This is a genomic window from Pseudomonas sp. TE12234, from assembly GCF_054061835.1.
The window spans coordinates 121200-140685 of the sequence record NZ_JBSSEP010000009.1; the positions used below are offsets into that span (position 1 = coordinate 121200).

General features: G+C 60.5%; 17 protein-coding genes and 1 pseudogene. 14 read left to right on the forward strand and 4 right to left on the reverse strand.

Features of this window, described 5'->3' with window-relative positions; genetic code table 11:
* Positions 1-43: 43 nt before the first annotated feature.
* From ACVWYU_RS15930 to ACVWYU_RS15950, 5 genes are all read left to right on the forward strand, one after another.
* A complete protein-coding gene (locus ACVWYU_RS15930; RefSeq protein WP_390956008.1) occupies positions 44-2047 on the forward strand; it encodes an aminotransferase class I/II-fold pyridoxal phosphate-dependent enzyme in 2004 nt (667 codons plus the stop codon).
* A gap of 24 nt (positions 2048-2071) precedes the next feature.
* Positions 2072-2860, forward strand: a complete 789-nt coding sequence (locus tag ACVWYU_RS15935; protein ID WP_247255637.1) for a transporter substrate-binding domain-containing protein — start codon at positions 2072-2074, stop codon at positions 2858-2860.
* A 160-nt stretch (positions 2861-3020) separates the two neighbouring features.
* Positions 3021-3734 carry an amino acid ABC transporter permease gene (locus tag ACVWYU_RS15940; protein ID WP_457373097.1) on the forward strand — a complete coding sequence of 238 codons (714 nt, stop codon included), beginning with the start codon at positions 3021-3023 and terminating at the stop codon, positions 3732-3734.
* A 5-nt stretch (positions 3735-3739) separates the two neighbouring features.
* Complete coding sequence (locus tag ACVWYU_RS15945) at positions 3740-4438, forward strand: ABC transporter permease subunit (protein WP_090327325.1); 699 nt, start codon at positions 3740-3742, stop codon at positions 4436-4438.
* On the forward strand, positions 4438-5442 hold the full coding sequence (locus tag ACVWYU_RS15950) for a DMT family transporter (protein WP_457373098.1): 1005 nt from the start codon (positions 4438-4440) through the stop codon (positions 5440-5442). The genes ACVWYU_RS15945 and ACVWYU_RS15950 overlap by 1 nt, the downstream gene beginning before the upstream one ends.
* Here the strand turns inward: ACVWYU_RS15950 and ACVWYU_RS15955 are convergent.
* A pseudogene (locus tag ACVWYU_RS15955) lies at positions 5398-5937 on the reverse strand (TetR/AcrR family transcriptional regulator); the annotation flags it as partial. The gene ACVWYU_RS15950 and the pseudogene ACVWYU_RS15955 overlap by 45 nt on opposite strands.
* A 117-nt stretch (positions 5938-6054) precedes the next feature.
* Between ACVWYU_RS15955 and ACVWYU_RS15960 the strand changes: the two are divergent.
* The 5 genes from ACVWYU_RS15960 to ACVWYU_RS15980 all read left to right on the forward strand — a co-directional run bounded on the left by ACVWYU_RS15960 (position 6055) and on the right by ACVWYU_RS15980 (position 11071).
* Complete coding sequence (locus ACVWYU_RS15960) at positions 6055-7071, forward strand: succinylglutamate desuccinylase (protein WP_457373099.1); 1017 nt, start codon at positions 6055-6057, stop codon at positions 7069-7071.
* A gap of 130 nt (positions 7072-7201) precedes the next feature.
* On the forward strand, positions 7202-7825 hold the full coding sequence (locus tag ACVWYU_RS15965) for an NIPSNAP family protein (RefSeq protein ID WP_457373100.1): 624 nt from the start codon (positions 7202-7204) through the stop codon (positions 7823-7825).
* A gap of 276 nt (positions 7826-8101) precedes the next feature.
* The gene (locus ACVWYU_RS15970; RefSeq protein WP_425415224.1) at positions 8102-8806 is read left to right on the forward strand and encodes a transporter substrate-binding domain-containing protein; all 705 of its coding nucleotides are present in this window, start codon (positions 8102-8104) and stop codon (positions 8804-8806) included.
* Positions 8803-9648 carry an amino acid ABC transporter permease gene (locus ACVWYU_RS15975; RefSeq protein WP_248914958.1) on the forward strand — a complete coding sequence of 282 codons (846 nt, stop codon included), beginning with the start codon at positions 8803-8805 and terminating at the stop codon, positions 9646-9648. The genes ACVWYU_RS15970 and ACVWYU_RS15975 overlap by 4 nt, the downstream gene beginning before the upstream one ends.
* 40 nt (positions 9649-9688) lie before the next feature.
* Entirely contained in the window at positions 9689-11071 is a 1383-nt protein-coding gene (locus ACVWYU_RS15980; protein ID WP_248914957.1) for an LLM class flavin-dependent oxidoreductase, read from the forward strand.
* Positions 11072-11103: 32 nt separating this feature from the next.
* Here the strand turns inward: ACVWYU_RS15980 and ACVWYU_RS15985 are convergent, their stop codons facing one another.
* Positions 11104-11667 carry a lipocalin family protein gene (locus ACVWYU_RS15985; RefSeq protein WP_457373101.1) on the reverse strand — a complete coding sequence of 188 codons (564 nt, stop codon included), beginning with the start codon at positions 11665-11667 and terminating at the stop codon, positions 11104-11106.
* Positions 11668-11820: 153 nt separating this feature from the next.
* Here ACVWYU_RS15985 and ACVWYU_RS15990 point away from each other — a divergent pair, with 153 nt between their 5' ends.
* Together ACVWYU_RS15990 and ACVWYU_RS15995 are read left to right on the forward strand one after the other, a co-directional pair.
* Positions 11821-12378, forward strand: coding sequence for a chalcone isomerase family protein (locus ACVWYU_RS15990; protein WP_248914955.1), 558 nt, complete (start codon positions 11821-11823; stop codon positions 12376-12378).
* A 24-nt stretch (positions 12379-12402) separates the two neighbouring features.
* Entirely contained in the window at positions 12403-12927 is a 525-nt protein-coding gene (locus ACVWYU_RS15995) for a DUF3833 domain-containing protein (protein WP_090321909.1), read from the forward strand.
* 17 nt (positions 12928-12944) lie between these two features.
* On the opposite strand, the gene ACVWYU_RS16000 is transcribed toward ACVWYU_RS15995, so the two are convergent.
* Positions 12945-13436, reverse strand: coding sequence for a DUF2878 domain-containing protein (locus ACVWYU_RS16000; RefSeq protein WP_248914954.1), 492 nt, complete (start codon positions 13434-13436; stop codon positions 12945-12947).
* A gap of 171 nt (positions 13437-13607) precedes the next feature.
* Positions 13608-14798 carry a cation:proton antiporter gene (locus ACVWYU_RS16005; RefSeq protein WP_457373102.1) on the reverse strand — a complete coding sequence of 397 codons (1191 nt, stop codon included), beginning with the start codon at positions 14796-14798 and terminating at the stop codon, positions 13608-13610.
* 261 nt (positions 14799-15059) lie between these two features.
* On the opposite strand from ACVWYU_RS16005, the gene ACVWYU_RS16010 reads away from it, so the two are divergent.
* Together ACVWYU_RS16010 and mgtA are read left to right on the forward strand one after the other, a co-directional pair.
* Positions 15060-15731, forward strand: a complete 672-nt coding sequence (locus ACVWYU_RS16010) for a MarC family NAAT transporter (RefSeq protein WP_247255626.1) — start codon at positions 15060-15062, stop codon at positions 15729-15731.
* A 149-nt stretch (positions 15732-15880) separates the two neighbouring features.
* On the forward strand, positions 15881-19456 hold the full coding sequence (gene mgtA / locus ACVWYU_RS16015; protein ID WP_457373103.1) for a magnesium-translocating P-type ATPase: 3576 nt from the start codon (positions 15881-15883) through the stop codon (positions 19454-19456).
* The last annotated feature ends 30 nt before the right edge of the window (positions 19457-19486 follow it).

A 19486-nucleotide genomic window follows, 5' to 3' on the forward strand; every position in this document is an offset into this window, starting at 1 on the left:
TGGTTGCGGGCTTGCGTTTCTTCATTTCGAACGAGGCACTGGCATGCGGTTTTCACCCTTTGTTGAGCGGATCTCAGGTCAAGGCGTTGCTGCCTGGGATATTCACAATGCGGCGTTTGAGGCACGGCGTCGCGGCGAGGACGTGATCATCCTCAGCGTCGGCGACCCGGATTTTCCCACCCCTGATTTCATCACCGACGCCGCCATCCAGGCGCTGCGCGAAGGTGATACCCACTACACCGAAATTGCCGGTCGCCTGGCCTTGCGCGAGGCCATCGCCGCGCGCTACGGCAAGCTGTTCGACCGAGAGCTGCAAGCGTCAAACGTGATTGCCCTGGCCGGTGCGCAGAATGCGCTGTTCGTCGCGTCGATGTGCCTGCTCAGCGCCGGTGACGAGGTGATTGCCCTCGATCCGATGTACGTGACCTACGAGGCCACCCTCAAGGCCTCCGGCGCCACGCTGGTACGTGTGCCCTGTGCGGCGGGCGATGATTTCCGCCTCGACGCGGCGGTGCTGGCCAAGGCCATTACACCGCGCACCAAGGCGATTTTCTTTTCCAATCCGAACAATCCCACCGGCGTGGTGCTCAACCGCGAAGAGTTGCAAGCCATCGCCGACCTGGCCATCGCCCATGATCTGTGGGTCGTGGTGGATGAGGTCTATGAAAGCCTGGCGTTCGAGCGCGAACACCTGAGCCTGGCCGCCTTGCCGGGCATGGCCGAGCGGTGCGTGGTGATCGGCAGCCTGTCGAAGTCCCATGCCATGACCGGCTGGCGCATTGGCTGGATCGTTGCAGACCCTTCGCTGGTGGCGCATGCCGAAACCCTGGTGTTGAGCATGCTCTACGGCTTGCCGGGGTTTGTCATGGAAGCCGCGCTCAAGGCCGTACAGGCCCACGACGAAGTGACCCACGGCATGCGCGACATTTATCGCCGTCGTCGCGATCTGGTGGTGGCGGGTTTATCGGATTGCCCGGGGATCGAAGTGCTCAAACCCGACGCCGGCATGTTCGTCTTGCTGGATGTACGCGCCACCGGCCTGACGTCGCTGGAGTTCGCCTGGCGCCTGTTGCGCGAGGCGCGGGTATCGGTACTGGATGCGGCGGCATTCGGCGAACCGGCGCAAGGTTTTGTGCGGCTGTCCTTCACCCTCGGCGAAGAGCGCCTGGCCGAAGCCTGCCAGCGAATTCGTGATTTCGTCCTGGTGCTAAAAGGTGAGGCACCACGTCCGATCATCAGCCGCGAGACGCCTTCAGCGGTGGTCGAACCGGTCGCCGGCCGCACCATGATCCAGGTCGAACAGCTGCACAAACGCTTCGGCAATATCGAGGTGCTCAAGGGCGTCTCCCTGACAGCACGCGAGGGCGAGGTGATCTCCCTGATCGGCGCCAGCGGCTCGGGTAAAAGTACCTTGCTGCGCTGCATCAACATGCTCGAAGTACCGGACCAGGGGCGGATTCTGGTGGACGGCGAAAGCATTCACCTGAACCACACACGGCCCGGTGCGCCGTTGGTGTCCGATGCCAAACAGCTTGTGCGCATCCGCTCAAGCCTGGGCATGGTGTTCCAGAATTTCAACCTCTGGCCCCATCGCACGGTGCTGGAAAACCTGATCGAAGCGCCGACCCAGGTCCTGCGTGAAAGCCGTGCCGAGGCCACTGAACGGGCCGAAGCCTTGCTTGAACGCGTAGGGCTGGCGGCCAAGCGCAACGAGTACCCGGCGTTTCTTTCCGGGGGACAGCAACAACGGGTGGCCATCGCCCGGGCCCTGGCCATGCGGCCCAAGGTCATGCTGTTCGATGAACCCACCTCGGCACTCGACCCGGAACTGGTCGGGGAAGTGCTGCGGGTGATCCGCTCTCTCGCCGAAGAAGGCCGGACCATGATCCTGGTGACCCATGAAATGGCCTTTGCACGCGATGTCTCTTCCAAAGTCGCCTTTCTGCATCAAGGACTGATCGAGGAAACCGGTTCGCCGGACGAAGTGTTCGTACACCCACGCAGCGAGCGCTGCCGACAATTCGTCAACGCTCATCAAACTCGCTAACAGATAAAAAGACGGGAATACATCATGGGAAATCGACGTTTTGCACACTGGTTGACCGGCGCGGCCTGCGTATTGCTGGCGGGCATGAGCGCGGCCCAAGCGCAGCCCATCAGGTTCGCGGTCGCCGCCGAACCCTATCCGCCGTACACCGAGAAGCAGGCCAACGGTGAGTGGAAGGGCTTCGAAGTCGACCTGATCCACAAGCTGTGCAGCGAAATGAAAGCGCAATGCGAGATCAAGGAAGTGGCGTGGGACGGGATCATTCCGTCGCTGCTGGCGAAGAAGATCGACGTGATTTTCTCTTCGATGTCGGTGACCGAGGAGCGGGAAAAACAGATCGCCTTCAGCAAGGCCTATTACGACTCGGTTGTCGCGTTGGTCGGGCCGAAGGGCACTGCCGTGACCAAATACCCGGATGACCTCAAGGGCAAGACCATTGGCGTGCAGAACTCGACGGTCAGCGCCAGCTACCTGAAGACCTACTACGAAAAAATTGCCGATGTTAAGTATTACGACACCCAGGACTCGGCCAACGCCGACCTGATCGCCGGACGTATCGACCTGATGATGGCCGACGGCACGGCGATGGCGTCCTTCGTCAAGACCCCGGATGCCGTTGCCAGCAACCTGGCCTACCTCGGCGCGGTGCCTTACGACCCGATCTTCGGCAAGGGTGTAGGCGCCGGTCTGCGCAAGGACGACACCGAACTGAAGGCCAAACTCGATACGGCGATCAAGACCCTGCTGGCGAGCAAGGACTACGACGACCTCTCCCAAAGTTACTTCGGTACCAGTGTGAAACCGACGTTCTGACGGCAGCACCCAACTCCTGAAGGAGCGAGCTTGCTCGCGATGAACGCAAGAGCGACGCGGTTCGTCAGTTAAACCGCGTCATCGTCAACGTTTTTCGCGAGCAGGCTCGCTCCCACAGGGATCACGTCAGTTGGTTGATGTCTGCTAACCGGAGAGTGAAATGCCAGCAATGTTCGATTTGATCAATTTCACCGAACAGGGATGGGGCGGGGCGCTGCTCAAGGGACTCTGGATGACCCTGCAGATTTCGGCGGGGGCGTTTGTGGTCGGACTGGCCATCGGCCTGGTCGTGGCCTGTATCAAGCTGGGCGCGCCAAAACCGATTGCGGCCGTCGCCCGTGGCTATACCACACTGTTCCGGGCGGTGCCGGAGCTGTTACTTATTCTGCTCCTGTACTACGTCGGTTCCATGTTGCTCAACTCGCTGATGGCCCGCCTCGGATACGACGCGGTCAACCTGAGCGGTCCGCTGGCGGCGATCCTGGTGCTGGGGCTGGTGCAGGGCGCTTACGCCTCGGAGATTTTCCGCGCGGCCATCCAGGCGATTCCCTATGGCCAGATCGAATCGGCGAAGGCTTTCGGTCTGCACGGCTTCGGGCTGTTCCACCGCGTCACGCTGCCGATCATGGCGCCGTATGCGATGGCCGGGATGGCCAACCTGTGGATCAACCTGATCAAGGACAGCGCGCTGATCAGCGTGGTCGGCACCAACGAATTGCTCTACACCGCCAAGCAAGGCGCGGGTTCGACGCGTCACTATCTGTTGTTCTACCTGACGGCCGCCGCGTTGTATTACGCAGTGACGCTGTTGTCCAACTACCTGTCGGGACGGCTCGAGCGACGCATTCGTCGCTGGATGCCATTGGCTGAGTGAATGACATGATTCCAGCGTGGACAATTGAATACGCGGCGCTGTTGGGCCGGGGGCTGCAAACGACCATCACCATCCTGCTGGTTTCCAGCGTGTGCGGTTACGCGCTGGCGGTGCTGGTGGCGCTGGCCCGGATCTCGAAGAACAAGGTGATCGCCAAGGTCAGCCTGTTCTATACCAGCGTGACGCGCGGCACACCGTTGTTGATCCAGATCTACATCTTCTACTACGGCCTCGGCAGCCTGTTTGCGCAGTTTCCGCTGATCCGTGGCAGTTTTCTCTGGCCGTACCTGCGCGATGGGTACTGGTACATCGTGTTCGCCCTGGTGGTGTCGGTGGGCGCCTATGTGGGTGAAGTGATCCGTGGTGGCCTGCTGGCGGTGCCCAAGGGTGAGATGGAAGCCGCTTCGGCGTTTGGCATGACCCCGCGTCAGTCCTTGTTGCGGGTGCGCTTGCCAAGGGCGTTGCGCCTGCTGCTGCCGACCCTGGCCGGGGAAACCGTGATGCTGCTCAAGTCCACGGCACTGGCCTCGACCATTGCGGTGATCGACTTGCTGGGCGCGGCCAACGTGGTTCGGGCGCAGACCTTGCAGGTCTATGAGCCGCTGTTGCTGGTGGCTGGCGTGTATGTCTGCCTGACGTTCCTGATCGAGGCGCTGTTTGCCTTTGCCGAACGGCGCGGGACGCCCGTGCGCAGGTCCGCCTAATGAGTTCGCCACGGGTTGACCGTTCGTTGCAGGGCATTGGCCTGTGCACCTTGGGCTACGCGTTCCTGGCGTTGCAGGACGCGGTCATCAAGTGGCTGGTGGCTGATTACTCGGTGGTGACCATTCTGTTCTGGCGCGCCCTGGTGGTGGTCGCCGTCGTGTTCGCAGCGGGACGCACGCGTCTGATCCAGCGGGCCTGGTCCTCACCGAGCCGACGCTTGCTGGTGGTGCGCGGCCTGTTGTCGATCGTGGCCTGGCTGCTGTATTACACGGCGGCCCGGGACCTGACCCTGGCGGAAATGACCACCCTGTATTTTTCCGCGCCGATCATGGTCACGGTGCTGGCAGCGTTGATTCTCAAGGAGCAAGCCAGCGGCTGGCAGTGGTTCAGCCTGATCGTCGGTTTTGCCGGCGTGATCATTGCCTGCCGCCCGGACAACATGACCGAACCACTGCCGGTTGTGCTGACGCTGCTGGCCGCGATGTGCTGGGCCTTCACTTATATCCAGTTACGCCAGGTGGATGACCAGACCTCGGTGCTGGAGCAAATGCTGATCACCAACGTGGTGTTCGTGCTCTGCATGGTCGTGGCGTTGCCATGGACCTACAGCCCGACGCCGACACCGGCCTGGCTGGGCATGGTCGGGGCAGGGCTGGTGGGCGGCATGGGGCAGTTCCTGCTGTTCGCCAGTTTCCGTCATGCCACGGCGACCTTGCTCGCACCGTTCGAGTACACCGGACTGATCTGGGCGTTTGCCCTGTCGAGCCTGATCTGGGGCACGCTGATGGATGGGTCGTTAATGATCGGAGCCGGGCTGATCGCCGTCAGTGGGACCCTGGCGATGATTTTCGGCCGGCATCCGTCACAGGACGTCGTCGGTGCTGAATGCTCCGTGACGCAACCCCTTTATCCAGCAACGACAGATATGGAGGCCGTTGGCGGCACTGAAGGTCTCGGGATTCAGGCACCACTCGAGCCAGAGTCCGTCGAGCGTCGCCGATAGGCCGATGGCAGCCAGGCGCGTGTCGTGAATCCTGAAGCCTTCGCTGTCGGCCATGTCGTCGAGCAATTGGCGGAGCAGATCAATGTAGGCACCGTAGGTTTTGACGTGGGACTGGCTGACGTGTTCGGAGTGCCGGATCAGGCTCCAGAACACCACCCAGACGCCCAACAGTTTCGGGTCCATGACCCTGGGTGAAAACGAGCCGACGAGGAACGCATCCATCTTTTGCGCGGGTGTGCCGGCCTGTTCGATTTCCTGGAGCAGTGCCGTGGTGAGTTCGCTCGCGAGTTTCTGATAGGTGTCGGCGATCAGGGCATCGATGCTGCCGAAATGATGATTGAGCAGGCCGACGGAGACCCCGGCCTCGGTGGCGATGCGCCGCACCGAAATCCCGGCATGACCGTCGCGGCCCAGGCAGCGCAGGGTGGCGGCCACCAACAGTTCGCGACGCTCGTCAGGCTCGGCGCGGCGGTTTTTCGGGGCGGTGGTTGTCACAGAAGATTCCTTGGCAGTGGTTCCACGCTGGCGAGCTTAGTTGAACGTGTGTTCAATCTCCAGTCTCGGCAGCGGCAATACCTCGATTTTTCACGCTGATGAGGGGAGGGCAAGCGCATGGTGCAGGATATTTCGTTCAACGTTCGCAACAACAACGGCGAACCGGTGCAGGTCGGTGCCTGGCGTTTCGAGGGCGATGGCCCCGGGCCGAAGGTGCATTTGCAGGCCGGTGTGCATGCCGATGAAATCGCCGGGATGCTGGTCCTGCATCTGTTGATGCAGCGCCTGCGGGTCGCCGAGGCCGAGGGTCGGCTAAAGGGCAGCGTGACCGTGGTGCCGCAAGCCAATCCGCTGGGCATCGGACAGTTTCGTCAGGGGCGGATTCTGGGGCGTTACCACGACGCCACCGGGCATAACTTCAACCGGGGTTTCGACCAGTCAGCGGCGATGGAACAGTCGATGACCAACGTCCAGGAATGGCAAAAAAAACTGGTGCAGCTGGCGGCACCGGCCGACGTGATGCTCGACCTGCACACCGACGACGAAGCGCTGCCCTACGTCTACGTTCATCGCAGCTTCTGGCCCCGTGGTCGCGCATTGGCGGCGGCGATGAAAATGGCGGTGGCGATCATCTGGGACGACGGCGGCGACGGTTCGTTCGAAGAAACCATCATCGCCCCTTGGCTGCGCGAAGGCAGGACCGACACGCGCATGGCCGCAACCCTGGAGTTGCGAGGGCAGGGCGACGTCAACGATCGATTCGCCGAACAGGATGCCGAGGGCCTCTATGCGTGGCTGTGCGGATACGGCGTCATCGATGAGGCAGTGGGACCCGCTGACTGGCCTGTCGACGCAGTGGAAATGGGTCACATGGAAACCATTATTGCGCCGCAGCCCGGGGTGCTGATCTTTGAAAAAGAACTGGGCGATATAGTCGAAGAAGGTCAGCGCTTTGCACGGATTCTGCGCCGGCCGGGTGATCCGTCATCGGAAGTGGCGTTGTATGCCGAGCAAACCGGGCGACTGGTCACCCGCTTTCGCGATCGCTTGATTGCCCAGGGCATGGGGGTGGCCAAGTTTACCGGGAGCCGGGTGTCGCGTAACTGGAGTGGCGGCTTGCTGGACCCGAACTGAGCCTCGCCCTAAAGAAACCACCTGGCCGACTAAGGCATTTCCCGTCCTGCCGAGTGATCGCCCGAATGGTTTGCCCCATGACGTTGCCCTAGGCTGCTGGCTTTCAAGTGGCTGTTGGCCGGGGGACGTCATGGTTTTTTTTGAGCTGATCACCTTCACCGTTCGGGTTCGCACCGTCGCGCAAGCTTTGGCGTGTATTGAAACGGCACTGGCCGAACCCGGCGTTGGCGGCACCCTGATGGGGTGCTGGGCGTCGGAAATCGGCCAGTTGAACCAGATCGCCGTGCTGCGCGGGTTTGCCGACGAAAGCCTGCGGCAGGCGGAGCGTGAACGTTTCCTGTTGGATGGCAAGGTATTTGGCACCCACGAATTCATGACCGATCTGCGGATCGAAAACTACAGCCTGTTTCCATTCCTCAAACCCTTGAGCCCCGGCCAGCATGGCCCCTTCTACGAAATGCGCGTGTACGACCTGGTCAGCGCCGGGTTGCAGCCGACACTCGATGGCTGGGTCAAGTCCGTGGAATCACGCACTGCCGAGCAATATTCGCCGGTGTACGCCGCCTTCTACGCCACCGACGGTGCATTGCCGCGCTACCTGCACATCTGGCCATGGACCACGCTGGAACAGCGCCTGCAAGTGCGAACCCAGGCCGTGGCGGACGGCGTCTGGCCACCGGAAAATTCCGGCCCGCAACTGCGCGACATGCGCTCGACGATTTATCTGCCGGCAGCGTTTTCGCCGTTGCAATGATCGGCGGTTTAAGCGGGCCGGAAGCCGCGGGGCAGACGCTGGGGGCCGCTGTTTGGATATAGCCTGAAACGAGCTGTTTATTCCATAAAACTAGTACAAGACATTTTTATAGTGCGTTTTAATCTAATCAGGTTTATTAACTGATTGGAGCATTCGCCTTTGAAATCACACGCATTTTTACCCCTTGGCCTGGCCTTGCTGGCCGCCTGCTCGACCGCTTTCGCAGGGACCACCCTTGATCGCGTCAAGCAAAAAGGCGAGTTGACCGGCGTCCTGATGGAAAACTATCCGCCGTTCTCTTTTCTCAACGAGCAGAACCAGCTGGACGGCTTTGATGTGGATGTGGCCAAGGCGGTTGCGCAACGCCTGGGGGTCAAGCTCAAGCTGGAAACGCCGTCCTGGGATGTGATCGCGGCGGGGCGCTGGAGCGGACGCTATGACATTTGCGTTTGCTCGATGACCCCAAGCAAGGCCCGCGCCGAAGTGTTCGATTTCCCTGTCGAGTATTACCAGTCGCCTGCGGTCATCGTGGTCAATGCCAAGGACAAAGACATCGCCACGGGCAAGGACCTCTCCGGGAAAAAAGTCGGGGTGATCAGCGCGTCGACTTACGAAGCCTACTTGAACAAGGATCTGGTGATCGAGGGCGCCGAGGACAAGCCTTTGAGCTATCCATTCGACAATGTCCAGGTAGCACCCTACGACAACGAAACCGTCGCGTTCCAGGACCTGGCGCTGGGGACTGGCGTTCGCCTTGACGCGATGGTCACCAACCTCATCACGGCCCGCGAACGTATCGCCCAGGATCCTCGCTTCAAGATCGCCGGTGACGCGCTGTATGCCGAACCCAATGTCGTGGCGATTGAAAAGGGCGATGCGCAATGGAATGCCAGGGTCACCGAGGTCATTAGCCAACTGAAGGCTGACGGTACGTTGAGCAAGATTTCGCAGAAGTGGATCGGTGCCGACATCAGCCAATGACAGCCCTGAACCCATATCCAGCCAAAACAACGGTCGCCCCCGCTCCCGAGAAGCGTCGCTTTCACTCGCTGTTTGGTTTTCGCACTCGCCTGTATTTGACCTGGGCGGCGCTGTTCGGATTGTGCGTCATGTTTTTCATGAGCTTCGATCTGAAGTTTTCGATCATCCTGGAGAAATGGCCGAATCTGGTCGGCCTGCATCTGGGGCCAAACGGTTTCCTGCAGGGGGCCGCGCTGACGTTGTTTCTGTGCTTCTGTTCGATCTGGCTTTCATTGATCCTGGGCTTTGTGACAGCGCTTGCGCGACTGTCACGCAGCGCAGTGGCGTTCGGCATTGCCAGTTTCTATGCGTCTTTTTTTCGCGGTACTCCGCTGCTGATCCAGATCCTGCTGATTTATCTGGGCTTGCCGCAGTTGGGGGTCGTTCCGGGTGCCATCAGCGCCGGAATCATTGCGCTTTCGCTCAACTATGGCGCCTACCTCAGCGAGATTTTTCGCGCCGGTATCCAGGCGGTAGCACCCGGACAGCGTGAAGCGGCGATGGCGCTGGGCCTTGGGCCGACGGCGACCTTTGTGCACATCGTCTTGCCGCAAGCCATGCGCACGATCATTCCGCCGACCACCAGTCAGTTCATATCAATGCTCAAGGACTCGTCGCTGATTTCGGTGATGGGTGTGTGGGAGGTCATGTTCCTGGCGCAGTCCTATGGCCGGTCTTCTTATCGCTACATCGAAATGCTCTCCACCGCAGCGATCATCTATTGGTTGTTGTCCATCGGCCTTGAATTGATCCAGCACCGCCTGGAGCGCCACTACGGCAAAGGTTTCAAGCATCAGCGGTGATCCGCCGCGTTTAACGACTATTTTTTTGACGAGAACCACGATGTCCGATCCAACACCTCTTTTGTTTGCGCTCTATGAGCAAGCCAGCGTGGGCTGCGGCGGTGCGCCAAGCCTCTGGACGCACCCGGCCGACGAGCGACTGGCCATCAACTCGCTGGGCTATTGGTCGAATCTGGCGCGCATTGCCGACCAGGCTCATCTCGACATGCTGTTCTTTGGTGATGTCCTGGGCTTCTACGACGTGTTTGGTGGCAACGCCGATGCAGCCATGAAATGGGCTGTGGAGGCACCGGCCAACGACCCGCTGATGATCATCCCGGCATTGGCGGCGGTCACGCAGAACCTGGCCTTTGGCGTCACCGTGACCACCAGCTATGAACATCCTTTTACCCATGCCAGACGCTTCAGTACGCTGGATCACCTCACCAACGGCCGGGTCGGCTGGAACATCGTCACCTCATACCTCTCCAGCGCCGCCCGCAACTTCGGCCTGGAGCAGATGATCAAGCACGATGATCGTTATGAACGCGCCGAAGAGTTTCTTGATGTGGTGTACAAACTCTGGGAAGGCAGTTGGGCCGACGACGCCGTGGTCGCGGACAAGGCGCGTCAGCTCTACGCCCGGGGCGAGCGTGTGCGACCGATCAATCATGCAGGTGAGCATTACCGGGTGGCCGGGCCACACCTGACTTCTCCGTCGCCACAGCGCACACCCCTGTTGATTCAGGCGGGCTGGTCGGGGCGTGGTCGTGAGTTCGCCGCCAAACACGCTGAATTGATCTTCATCGCCAAGTCCAATCCCCGGGAAATTCGCCTGGGGCTGGAGGAAATCTGGGCCAAGGCTCAGGCCCGTGGCCGTCAGCGAGAGGATGTGAAGTCCCTGACGGTGTTGCGCATCGTCACGGCGAAGACAGAAATCGAAGCCCAGCGCAAATACGACGAGCTGCAAAGCAACTATCACTTGCAGGCACAACTGGTCAGCTATGCCGGCGACACCGGTATCGATATCGGGCGCTACGCCGACAACGAGGCACTGTCGACTCACACCGAGGGCATGACCTCCTATGTGATGCACCCCGATGGCAGTGGCAAACCCTTGACGGCCGGCGACGTCAAACAGCGTTTTGCCAAGGTCACCCGTGGCAGTGACCTCATCCTCGTGGGGACCCCGCAACAGGTCGCCGAGCGCATCGAAGAACACGCGCGTATTTCCGGCACCAGTGGCTACATGATCAATCCGCTGATCAGCCCGGGCAGCCTTGAGGATTTTGTCGAACTGGTGATACCTGAGCTGCAGAAGCGCGGCCTATACCGTACCCAACCGCAAAGCGGTACTTTCCGCTCGCGGCTGCAGGCCGACGGATCGAACCATTTGCCAGCGTCGGCTTATGGCGCCTCGTTCCGTTTCGAACAAGGCGCGTAGAGGGCGCTCGATAGTGCTGTGGCTCGGCCCGCTCAGGGCTGGGCCGCTTCTGCCTGGCGCCAGATGAGTTTGTGGGTGTCATACCCCTGTTTGCGGGCCATCTCGAGTAACTGGTCGCGGGTCTCGCTGCTCACGGTGGGGGTACGCGACAGCAGCCAGAGGTATTCGCGATTGGGATGGCCGACCAGCGCAACGCGGTAGGCCGGGTCGTGGTACAGCACCCAGTAGTTGCCTTTGGCCAGGCCCGGCAGCAGACGGCTGAACCAATTATCGAACCGGACCCAAAGCTTGTCGGTACTGCCCGGCTGCTGCGGTTCGGCAATGCCCCGGGCTTCGTTCCACTGACCGTCATGCTCCTGGCAGCGGTTGTCGACGTCGATCCGGCCGTCCTCGCGCAGGGCGTAGTGCGCTTCAGAGCGCACGCAGTTGCGCTGGAAGAACATCGGTAGCCTGGCCAGTTCATACCAGGTGCCCTGGTAGCGTTGCAGATCAACCTGCATGGTCGTGGGCGGCTGTTTATCGCCGGAGCCGGCGCACCCGGCCAGGGCCAGGGCCAGGGTCAGGCAAGCGAGCAGCAGGGTCGTACGCGTGACCATGAAAAACCTCCAGTTTTAACGCGCAAAGTCAGAACTCACCTGCGTTAGAGGGGAGTACCCGACAAAAAGTTGTACAAGTTTCACTCCATCTCGGTAAAAAGCTATACAAATAGCTACTCTTGTACAATATTGTGCTGAAGACAGGAGGCTCTGATGAACGTGGTTGAGACAGGATGCACTTTCAAACATCGCCTGACGAAGGCCTGTCTGCTGTTGCTGTTCTTCGCCGTGTCGGCCTCGGCGGACTGGCGGCCCACGGTTCCCGAGGCGCGTCTGGTCGGCCGGGGTGATTTCAGCTGGTTTGGCATGAGCCTCTACACCGCGCGCTTGTGGAGCTCCGAGGCGCCGCCGGCGTGGGGTCAGCCCTTTGCGCTCGAATTGACGTATCGCCGCGCACTTTCAAGGGACACGCTGGTCGAGGCCAGCCTGGATGAAATGCGCCGCCTGGGCGGGGCGAGCCTGGACGACGCCACCCTGCAGCGGTGGTCCGCTGAAATGCGTGAAGCCTTCGTTGATGTTCAGCCCGGCATGCGCATTACCGGGGTCTACCTGCCCGACAAAGGCTGCATGTTCTACGTCGACGACCAGCTTCGCCGGCGAGTGACTGATACCCGATTCGCCCGTGCGTTTTTCGACATCTGGCTCGATCCGCGGGCGCGAGATCCACAGTTGCGCCAGCGCCTGCTGGGGCTGGCCGGCCCTGCTGAATAGGCGCCTTCTGAAGAGGAGATAGACATGCGGCGAATACTGTTACTGATTGGCAGCCTGTTGCTGGCCAGCTGCGGCAATGTCGGCGTGGAGCACTACGCGCAGGAACGCCCGAGCCTGGATCTGGCCGCGTTCTTTTCCCGGCCGGTGCAAGCCTGGGGCCTGTACCAGAATCGCTCGGGTGAAGTGGTCAAGCGCTTCCACGTCCAGATCGAAAGCCATAGAGAGGGACAGCGCCTGATCCTCGACGAGCGTTTTGTCTACAGCGATGGCACGCGCCAGCAGCGGGTCTGGACCCTGGAACCGGATGGCCCCATGCGCTGGCGTGGCCGGGCGAGCGACGTGATTGGCGAAGCCCTGGGCGAGGTTGCCGGCAACGCGCTGCGCTGGCGCTACCGCCTTGACCTGCCGGTGGACGGCAAGCATTGGGAGGTGGATTTCGACGACTGGATGTACCTGATGGACGACGACACCCTGATCAATCGGTCGAGCATGAGCAAATTGGGTGTCGAATTGGGGCAGGTGAGTCTGTTCTTCCGCCGCCAGCCTTAGCAGCTGTCATGTGTTTGTCAGCGCGGCGCGGCCAGTCGCAGGGCGAGGGGCAAAGCTGCTGCCCACAGCGGCGCCAGCAGCAGGGCGGTGCCAAGGGTGCCCCAGGGCAAACCGACCCCGGCCAGTGGCGCACCGGCGATGTACGCCAGAGGGCCACCGATCAGGCCGAGGAGTGCGCCGTACCACATCGGGTTCCGGGCCCAGGCCAGGCTGTGGCGAAGTCCACTTGCCAGCACCAGCCAGAGCAGTGCCAGCCACAGTGGCAGGGGCGGCCGGTCAAATTCGAAAACCCCCAGCGCGCCCAGGCCGGCATCCATCAACCAACCGGCCACGCACACACGCAGGAGAGCACGGGCTTCCTCGCCGGGCCGTGGACAGACCGCCACATGGATCACCAAACCGACCGCTGCCAGCAGTAGCAGCCAAGGGTGCCTGGCGCCCAGCACACAGCCCCACCAGCCGGCCTGCATCCATAGCGCGTTGGCGATCAGCCATGCCCGGCCCGACATCAGGCGCTCGGCTGCGATGTGCTGCGCGTAGCAGGGGCTGGGTTCAGCATTGCGAAAGGCTTGGCGAAAGGGGGCTGGCAGGCGGACATGGCAGGTTCCAGGCAACGTTGTACAAATCGGAAAGTCTGTACAGATAAGCCTGAAGCCTAGGGGTAAAGTTGTACAAGTCAATCAAGGCTCGCGACGGGCCAGCCGCGCGACCCATGGATTGGCGCTCAAACCATGCAGGACCACGCTGAGCAGTACCGTACACACTGCGATGGCGCCTACTATGCGACCGGCTTCCAGCGGGTAATCCAGGATCATGATGGCAAAGACGATGGTGGCCAGTCCGCGTGGGCCGAACCAACCGATGAACAGTCGGGTTTCATAATCGAAGGCCGTGCCTGCCAGGCTAATCAGTACTGGCAGCACGCGAATCACCGTCAGACTCAGCACCGCATAGAGCCAGATGACCGGGGTGAGATTGCCCCAGACCCGAGGGATGACCAGGGCGCCGAACACGATCCAGGTAATGACCGATAGCGGCGTGGCGAACTCTTCGCTGGACTCAAGCAGGCGATGCTTTTGCTCGGAAAACAGACTGCTTGCCAGTAACCCGCCGACGAATGCGGCAATGAACCCGCTGCCACCGAGTGTTTGCGCTGTGGCAAAGCACAGGAGGGCGAGTCCGGGCAGCGTCAGTTGTGACCATATGGGCGATTGCCAATCCTGTTTTGAGGCGTAGCGAAACATCAGCCAGGCAATAAACGTCAGGGCCAGCCCGACGACGGCACCGATCCCCAGTTCCTCAACGAACAATTGCGCGGCCAGTGACAGGGGGGACCGGGTCTGTTCTTCGACCAGCAACGCCAGGAACATCAACAGCACCGGCACGCAGATACCGTCATTCAACCCACTTTCGACGTTCAACCCTTCACGCACGGCGCCGGGAACCTTGGGATTGCTCACCACCGCCTTGCCCAGCGCCGCGTCGGTGGGGGCCAGGAGGGTCGCCATGATTGCCAGTTCCACCGACGGTATCTGCGGAAACAGCCAATGACCGACCAGCCAACCACCAATAATCGTCAGCGGCAGCCCGATCATCAGCAAGCGCAACGGCAATCCTTCGTGGGCTTTGAGAACCTTCAGGTCGGCATTGGCCGCATCGCTGAACAAAACGATCGCCAATGTCAGCTCTGCGAGGATCTTCAGGCCGTCCTTGTCGATCCGGGGCGCCAAAACGCCCAGGAACGCCGGGCCGAGAATCAGGCCGACGACCATGAACATCAGAGGACCATTGAGCAGGCGCGTCTCGATCCCCCCGGCAAATAGGCTGTAGAGCAGGAGGAAGGCGGCGAAGAAGGCGAGGTTCTGATACATCGACGGCATGCCTGTGCGGGGACCGGTTTCGGATGTAAACGGTGTTGATCTAAGTTGGATTCGCGCGTGGTTGGGGCATCTGATTTAAATCAAGGTATGGCCAGATTCTCGCCGTCAGTGGTGAAAACCCACATCGCACCTAGACTTGTCTGGCGTTCGAGTGCAGTTGCGAAATGAAGCTTTATAGAAAATGCCGACACGCAGCCGGCTCCGCAATGACGCACCACGAAGTGTCTTCAGTGACTTGCAGGGTGTATAGGGATGAACCATTTATTCGACGCCGTCACACTCGGGTTGCTGGCATTGCTGCCCTTGATCAATCCACCCACCACCGTGGCGCTATTTCTGGCTTTATCCCAGGGGTTCAGTCGTGAAGAAAAAAATCAGCAGGCTTTCCTGACGGCCTTTTACGTGTTCATCATCATGCTGGTGACCTATTACATCGGTGAGTTTGTGATGGGCGTATTCAGTATCTCCATTCCGGGCCTGCGAATTGCCGGGGGTGGAATCCTGGTCGTGATCGGCTCAAGCATGTTGTTTCCAAAACCGCGCGTAGCAACGGCCGGCGATGACGGGGGGAAAAAAACCAGCTTCGCTTTCATCCCTTTGGCCATGCCCAGCACAGCCGGCCCGGGCACTATCGCAATGATCATCAGTGCTTCGGCCACCATTAAAAACAGTACAAACTTTCCACATTGGGTATTGCTGACGGCTCCGCCACTGATATTCCTTGTCACGGCTTTGACACTTTGGGGTTGTTTGCGCGCGTCGGATTTAATCATGAAGTTGACGGGGGAATCGGGCATCGATGCCATTTCACGTTTGATGGGTTTCATACTGGTGTGCATGGGCGTTCAATTCGCCATCAACGGATCGGTCGAGATCATTCAAATGATCATCAACAATAACGCTCAGATAATACGTACCCCCTAGGTTTGCCCAGCGCTGCAGGTATCCAGGTTTCAGCAGCAATATCCCATCGGACTGAGCCGGTTCGGGCCTGAGGGATTGACATTAATCAAACCAAATAACCACCACAGGCCCAGAATCCAGCAATCCGCCGAATTGCTCAGGGGCCTGGCATGTCTGTTAAATCGCCCATTCCAGACTTTACTCGCGCGCCTGCGCTGGAAGAAGGCCAGCCTTTCAGTCGTCCCGCCCTCTGGCTCACCTGGCTGCTGGGCGCGGCCATGTTTGCGACGGTCGTGGGCGTCGCACTGCAATTCACCGACGTCGAATCCTTCACACGTTTGCTGACGGAGGCAGAGCCACTGTGGCTCATTGCGGCCTTCGGCTTGCAAGCCCTGACCTATATGGCGCAAGGGCAAGTCTTTCGTGTAGTGCTCAAGGCCGGGGCTCAACACCTTTCACTCTGGGATGCGGGCAAGCTCAGCCTGATGAAGCTGTTTGTCGATCAAGCCTTGCCGTCTTCCGGGATCAGCGGGGCCTTTGCGGTTGTCGCCTCGTTCGTGCGTCTCGGGTTTGCCAAACCGGTGGTGCTGGCGTGCCTTGTCCTGGATCTGTCCGGGTACTTCCTGGCCTATGTGCTGTCTGTTGGCGTGGCGCTGCCGGTGGTGATTTTTCAGGGGCATGCCACGGCCGCCGTGGTGACCACCTGCGGGGTGTTTGTGGCGGTCAGTCTGGTGCTGGCGGTTATCACGCCGAGGCTGGCCGGCAATAAACGTCTGGCGACCCATGTGCCGGGGCAGCGTTTTTCGATTGTTGCCAAGGGCATTGCATTAATCACCGGTGCGGATCGGACGTTGGTACGCAACCACGCGTTGCTCTGGCGCATCACGCTGCTGGAGCTGGCGATCATCGTGCTGGACAGCGCAACGCTGTGGGTGTTGGTGCGCGCGTTGGGCGTCTCGGCTCCGCCCTTGGGGTTGTTTGCCGGCTTCATGCTGGCCAGTGTCCTGCGCAGTATCGGTGTTGTGCCGGGTGGCCTTGGCGCCTTCGAAGCGGCGGCCGTGGTGACGTTGCATTGGGTCGGGGTGAACGTTGCGGTGGCGTTGTCCGCGACATTGTTGTTTCGCGGTTTGACGTTCTGGTTACCGATGTTGCCCGGTCTCTGGCTCGCGCATCGTGAATGGCATTCCAGTGCCACACAGCCCGCGCATGATGTCAGCACGGATTACTGGAGCCCGTCGCTCAGCCAGTTATTCAGCACGTTGCACAGCAAGCCGACGGGGTTGAGCGATGCTCAGGCCAAGGCCCGACTGCGCCGCGCGCCACTTCGAGCCAAAGACCGACCACAGGGTTTGGCCAGGCTGGTGCTGGAGCAAATGCGCACACCCCTGGTCCTCATTCTGATTGCCGGCGCAGTGGTGGCCGTGGTGGTGGGCGACTGGCTCGACGCGGCGATTGTCGGGTGCATTGTGCTGATCAGCGCGGTGCTCAGCGCCTGGTATGAAAATCGCGCCAGCCATGCGGTGGAGCAGCTGCGCAACAAGATCGCCTTGCGTGCGACGGTCCGTCGGGACGGCAAGACCCTGGAGGTAGCCGCCAGTGAGGTGGTGCCAGGCGACGTGCTGCTACTCAGCGCCGGCAGCCTGATTGCCGCTGACGGCCGTATCCTGCAGGCACTTGATTGTTTCATCTCGGAGAGCTTGCTGACCGGCGAAACCTTTCCGGTCGAAAAGCTGCCAGGTGACTGTGCCCCCGATGCCACCCTGGGACAGCGCCACAATTCTGTGTTCATGGGCACTTCGGTCCGTAGCGGAACTGCCGTGGTACTTGTGACGCGTTATGCCCAGGACAGCGAGATCGGTCACATCGCCAAGACCTTGTCCCTAAGGCCTCCCGAAACCGAATTCGAACGTGGCTTGCGGCATTTTGGTGGCTTGCTGTTACGGGTGATGCTGGTGATCACCATCGTCGTGTTCGGCATCAACATCTTGCTGCATCGCCCGCCCCTCGACACGTTGTTGTTCGCCATCGCCTTGTCCATCGGGCTGTCGCCGGAACTGTTGCCGGCGATTCTCAGCATCACGCTGGCCAAAGGCGCGCAGCGCATGGCTGCCAAAGGGGTGATCGTGCGCCACCTCAACGCCATCGAAAACCTTGGGGCCATGGACATTCTGTGTACCGACAAGACCGGTACGCTGACCCGGGGTGTCGTGGTGCTGGACGCTGCGATGGATGTGGAAGGTGTCGCCGCCACTGATGTCTTGCAACTGGCAGTGTTCAATTCCAGTTTGCAGACCGGGATGCGCAACGCCATGGACGATGCCATCAGCCTGGCCGGCAAAGACCTGGCCCCGTGCACTGACGTCATCAAATTCGATGAAGTGCCCTATGACTTTGTCCGCAAACGCCTCAGCGTGGTGGTGGCCAATGCGCCTGAAGCCAGCAGGCTGATGGTGACCAAGGGCGCCCTGGACAACGTGCTTGAAGTCTGCACGCACCTGCGCCGTGGTGAACAGGTTGTCACGCTGAACGACGCGGAACGGGCGGCAATCGCAAAACGTTTCGCGGAGTGGAGCGAGCAGGGCTTTCGAGTCCTGGGCCTTGCCACTCGCGTATTGCCCGATCAGCCGCACTACGGTCGGGACGAAGAAAAGGGCATGACCTTTCGCGGGTTTCTGTTGTTCTTTGACCCGCCCGAACCCGGGGTCAAGGACACCATCGCCGCCCTGGACGGGTTGGGTGTGAAAGTGAAGATCATCAGCGGCGACAATCATCTGGTCGCCCGCCATGTCGGCCTGGCGGTGGGCCTGCCGGTGGAGCGAATCATCACCGGCGGTGAACTCTCGGCGATGAAAGATGAGGCCTTGATGCACCTGGCGCCACTGACAACCCTGTTCGCCGAGGTCGATCCCAACCAGAAGGAACGCATCATCCGGGCCCTGCAAAAGACCGGGCATGTGGTTGGGTACATGGGGGATGGCATCAATGATGCCCCGGCACTGCAAGTCGCGGATATCGGGATTTCCGTGGACAACGCTGCCGACGTGGCCAAACAGGCTGCCGACTTCGTGTTGCTGGAGCACGATCTGAATGTCCTGCGCGAAGGGATCGAAGAGGGGCGGCATACCTTTGCCAATACCCTCAAATACATATCGATCGTCTCCAGCGCCAACTTCGGCAACATGATCAGCATGGCCCTTGCTTCCCTGGCGCTGCCTTTCCTGCCGCTGCTGGCCAAGCAGATATTGCTCAACAACTTTCTGTCCGACATCCCTTCAATGGGGATTGCCAGCGACAACGTCGACAGGGAATGGCAAAGCACGCCTCACCGGTGGAACATCACGCAGATTCGTAATTTCATGGTGGTGTTCGGGCTGGTCAGCTCGCTGTTCGACATCCTGACGTTCGTGGCCTTGTACCTGATGGCGCAGATGGTTCCCGAAGTATTCCGTAGCGGCTGGTTCGTGGAGTCGTTGCTGACTCAACTGCTGACGATCTTCATCGTGCGCACTTACAAACCGTTTTACCAAAGCCGTCCGGCGAAACTGCTGATCGCCAGTGCATTGGGTATCGGCCTGCTGGCCATAGGACTGCCATACAGCCCGGTAGCCCAATGGTTCGGCCTGGTGCCTTTGCCACTCCCTATCCTGTTGCTGATGCTGGCAATCAGTCTGGTGTACATGGTGTCGGCCGAGTTCGTGAAGCGGGTTTTTTATCGGCGTCAGCGCCAGGGGGATCATCGCGTATGAGGCAGGTACAACGCATTGATGGGGGGAGGG

Bases quoted from the DNA above. Each gene is read 5' to 3' on its own strand.
- ACVWYU_RS15930 (WP_390956008.1), top strand. From the start codon at position 44: ATGCGGTTTTCACCCTTTGTTGAGCGGATCTCAGGTCAAGGCGTTGCT.
- ACVWYU_RS15935 (WP_247255637.1), top strand. From the start codon at position 2,072: ATGGGAAATCGACGTTTTGCACACTGGTTGACCGGCGCGGCCTGCGTA.
- ACVWYU_RS15940 (WP_457373097.1), top strand. From the start codon at position 3,021: ATGCCAGCAATGTTCGATTTGATCAATTTCACCGAACAGGGATGGGGC.
- ACVWYU_RS15945 (WP_090327325.1), top strand. From the start codon at position 3,740: ATGATTCCAGCGTGGACAATTGAATACGCGGCGCTGTTGGGCCGGGGG.
- ACVWYU_RS15950 (WP_457373098.1), top strand. From the start codon at position 4,438: ATGAGTTCGCCACGGGTTGACCGTTCGTTGCAGGGCATTGGCCTGTGC.
- ACVWYU_RS15960 (WP_457373099.1), top strand. From the start codon at position 6,055: ATGGTGCAGGATATTTCGTTCAACGTTCGCAACAACAACGGCGAACCG.
- ACVWYU_RS15965 (WP_457373100.1), top strand. From the start codon at position 7,202: ATGGTTTTTTTTGAGCTGATCACCTTCACCGTTCGGGTTCGCACCGTC.
- ACVWYU_RS15970 (WP_425415224.1), top strand. From the start codon at position 8,102: ATGGAAAACTATCCGCCGTTCTCTTTTCTCAACGAGCAGAACCAGCTG.
- ACVWYU_RS15975 (WP_248914958.1), top strand. From the start codon at position 8,803: ATGACAGCCCTGAACCCATATCCAGCCAAAACAACGGTCGCCCCCGCT.
- ACVWYU_RS15980 (WP_248914957.1), top strand. From the start codon at position 9,689: ATGTCCGATCCAACACCTCTTTTGTTTGCGCTCTATGAGCAAGCCAGC.
- ACVWYU_RS15985 (WP_457373101.1), bottom strand. From the start codon at position 11,667: ATGGTCACGCGTACGACCCTGCTGCTCGCTTGCCTGACCCTGGCCCTG.
- ACVWYU_RS15990 (WP_248914955.1), top strand. From the start codon at position 11,821: ATGAACGTGGTTGAGACAGGATGCACTTTCAAACATCGCCTGACGAAG.
- ACVWYU_RS15995 (WP_090321909.1), top strand. From the start codon at position 12,403: ATGCGGCGAATACTGTTACTGATTGGCAGCCTGTTGCTGGCCAGCTGC.
- ACVWYU_RS16000 (WP_248914954.1), bottom strand. From the start codon at position 13,436: ATGTCGGGCCGGGCATGGCTGATCGCCAACGCGCTATGGATGCAGGCC.
- ACVWYU_RS16005 (WP_457373102.1), bottom strand. From the start codon at position 14,798: ATGTATCAGAACCTCGCCTTCTTCGCCGCCTTCCTCCTGCTCTACAGC.
- ACVWYU_RS16010 (WP_247255626.1), top strand. From the start codon at position 15,060: ATGAACCATTTATTCGACGCCGTCACACTCGGGTTGCTGGCATTGCTG.
- mgtA (WP_457373103.1), top strand. From the start codon at position 15,881: ATGTCTGTTAAATCGCCCATTCCAGACTTTACTCGCGCGCCTGCGCTG.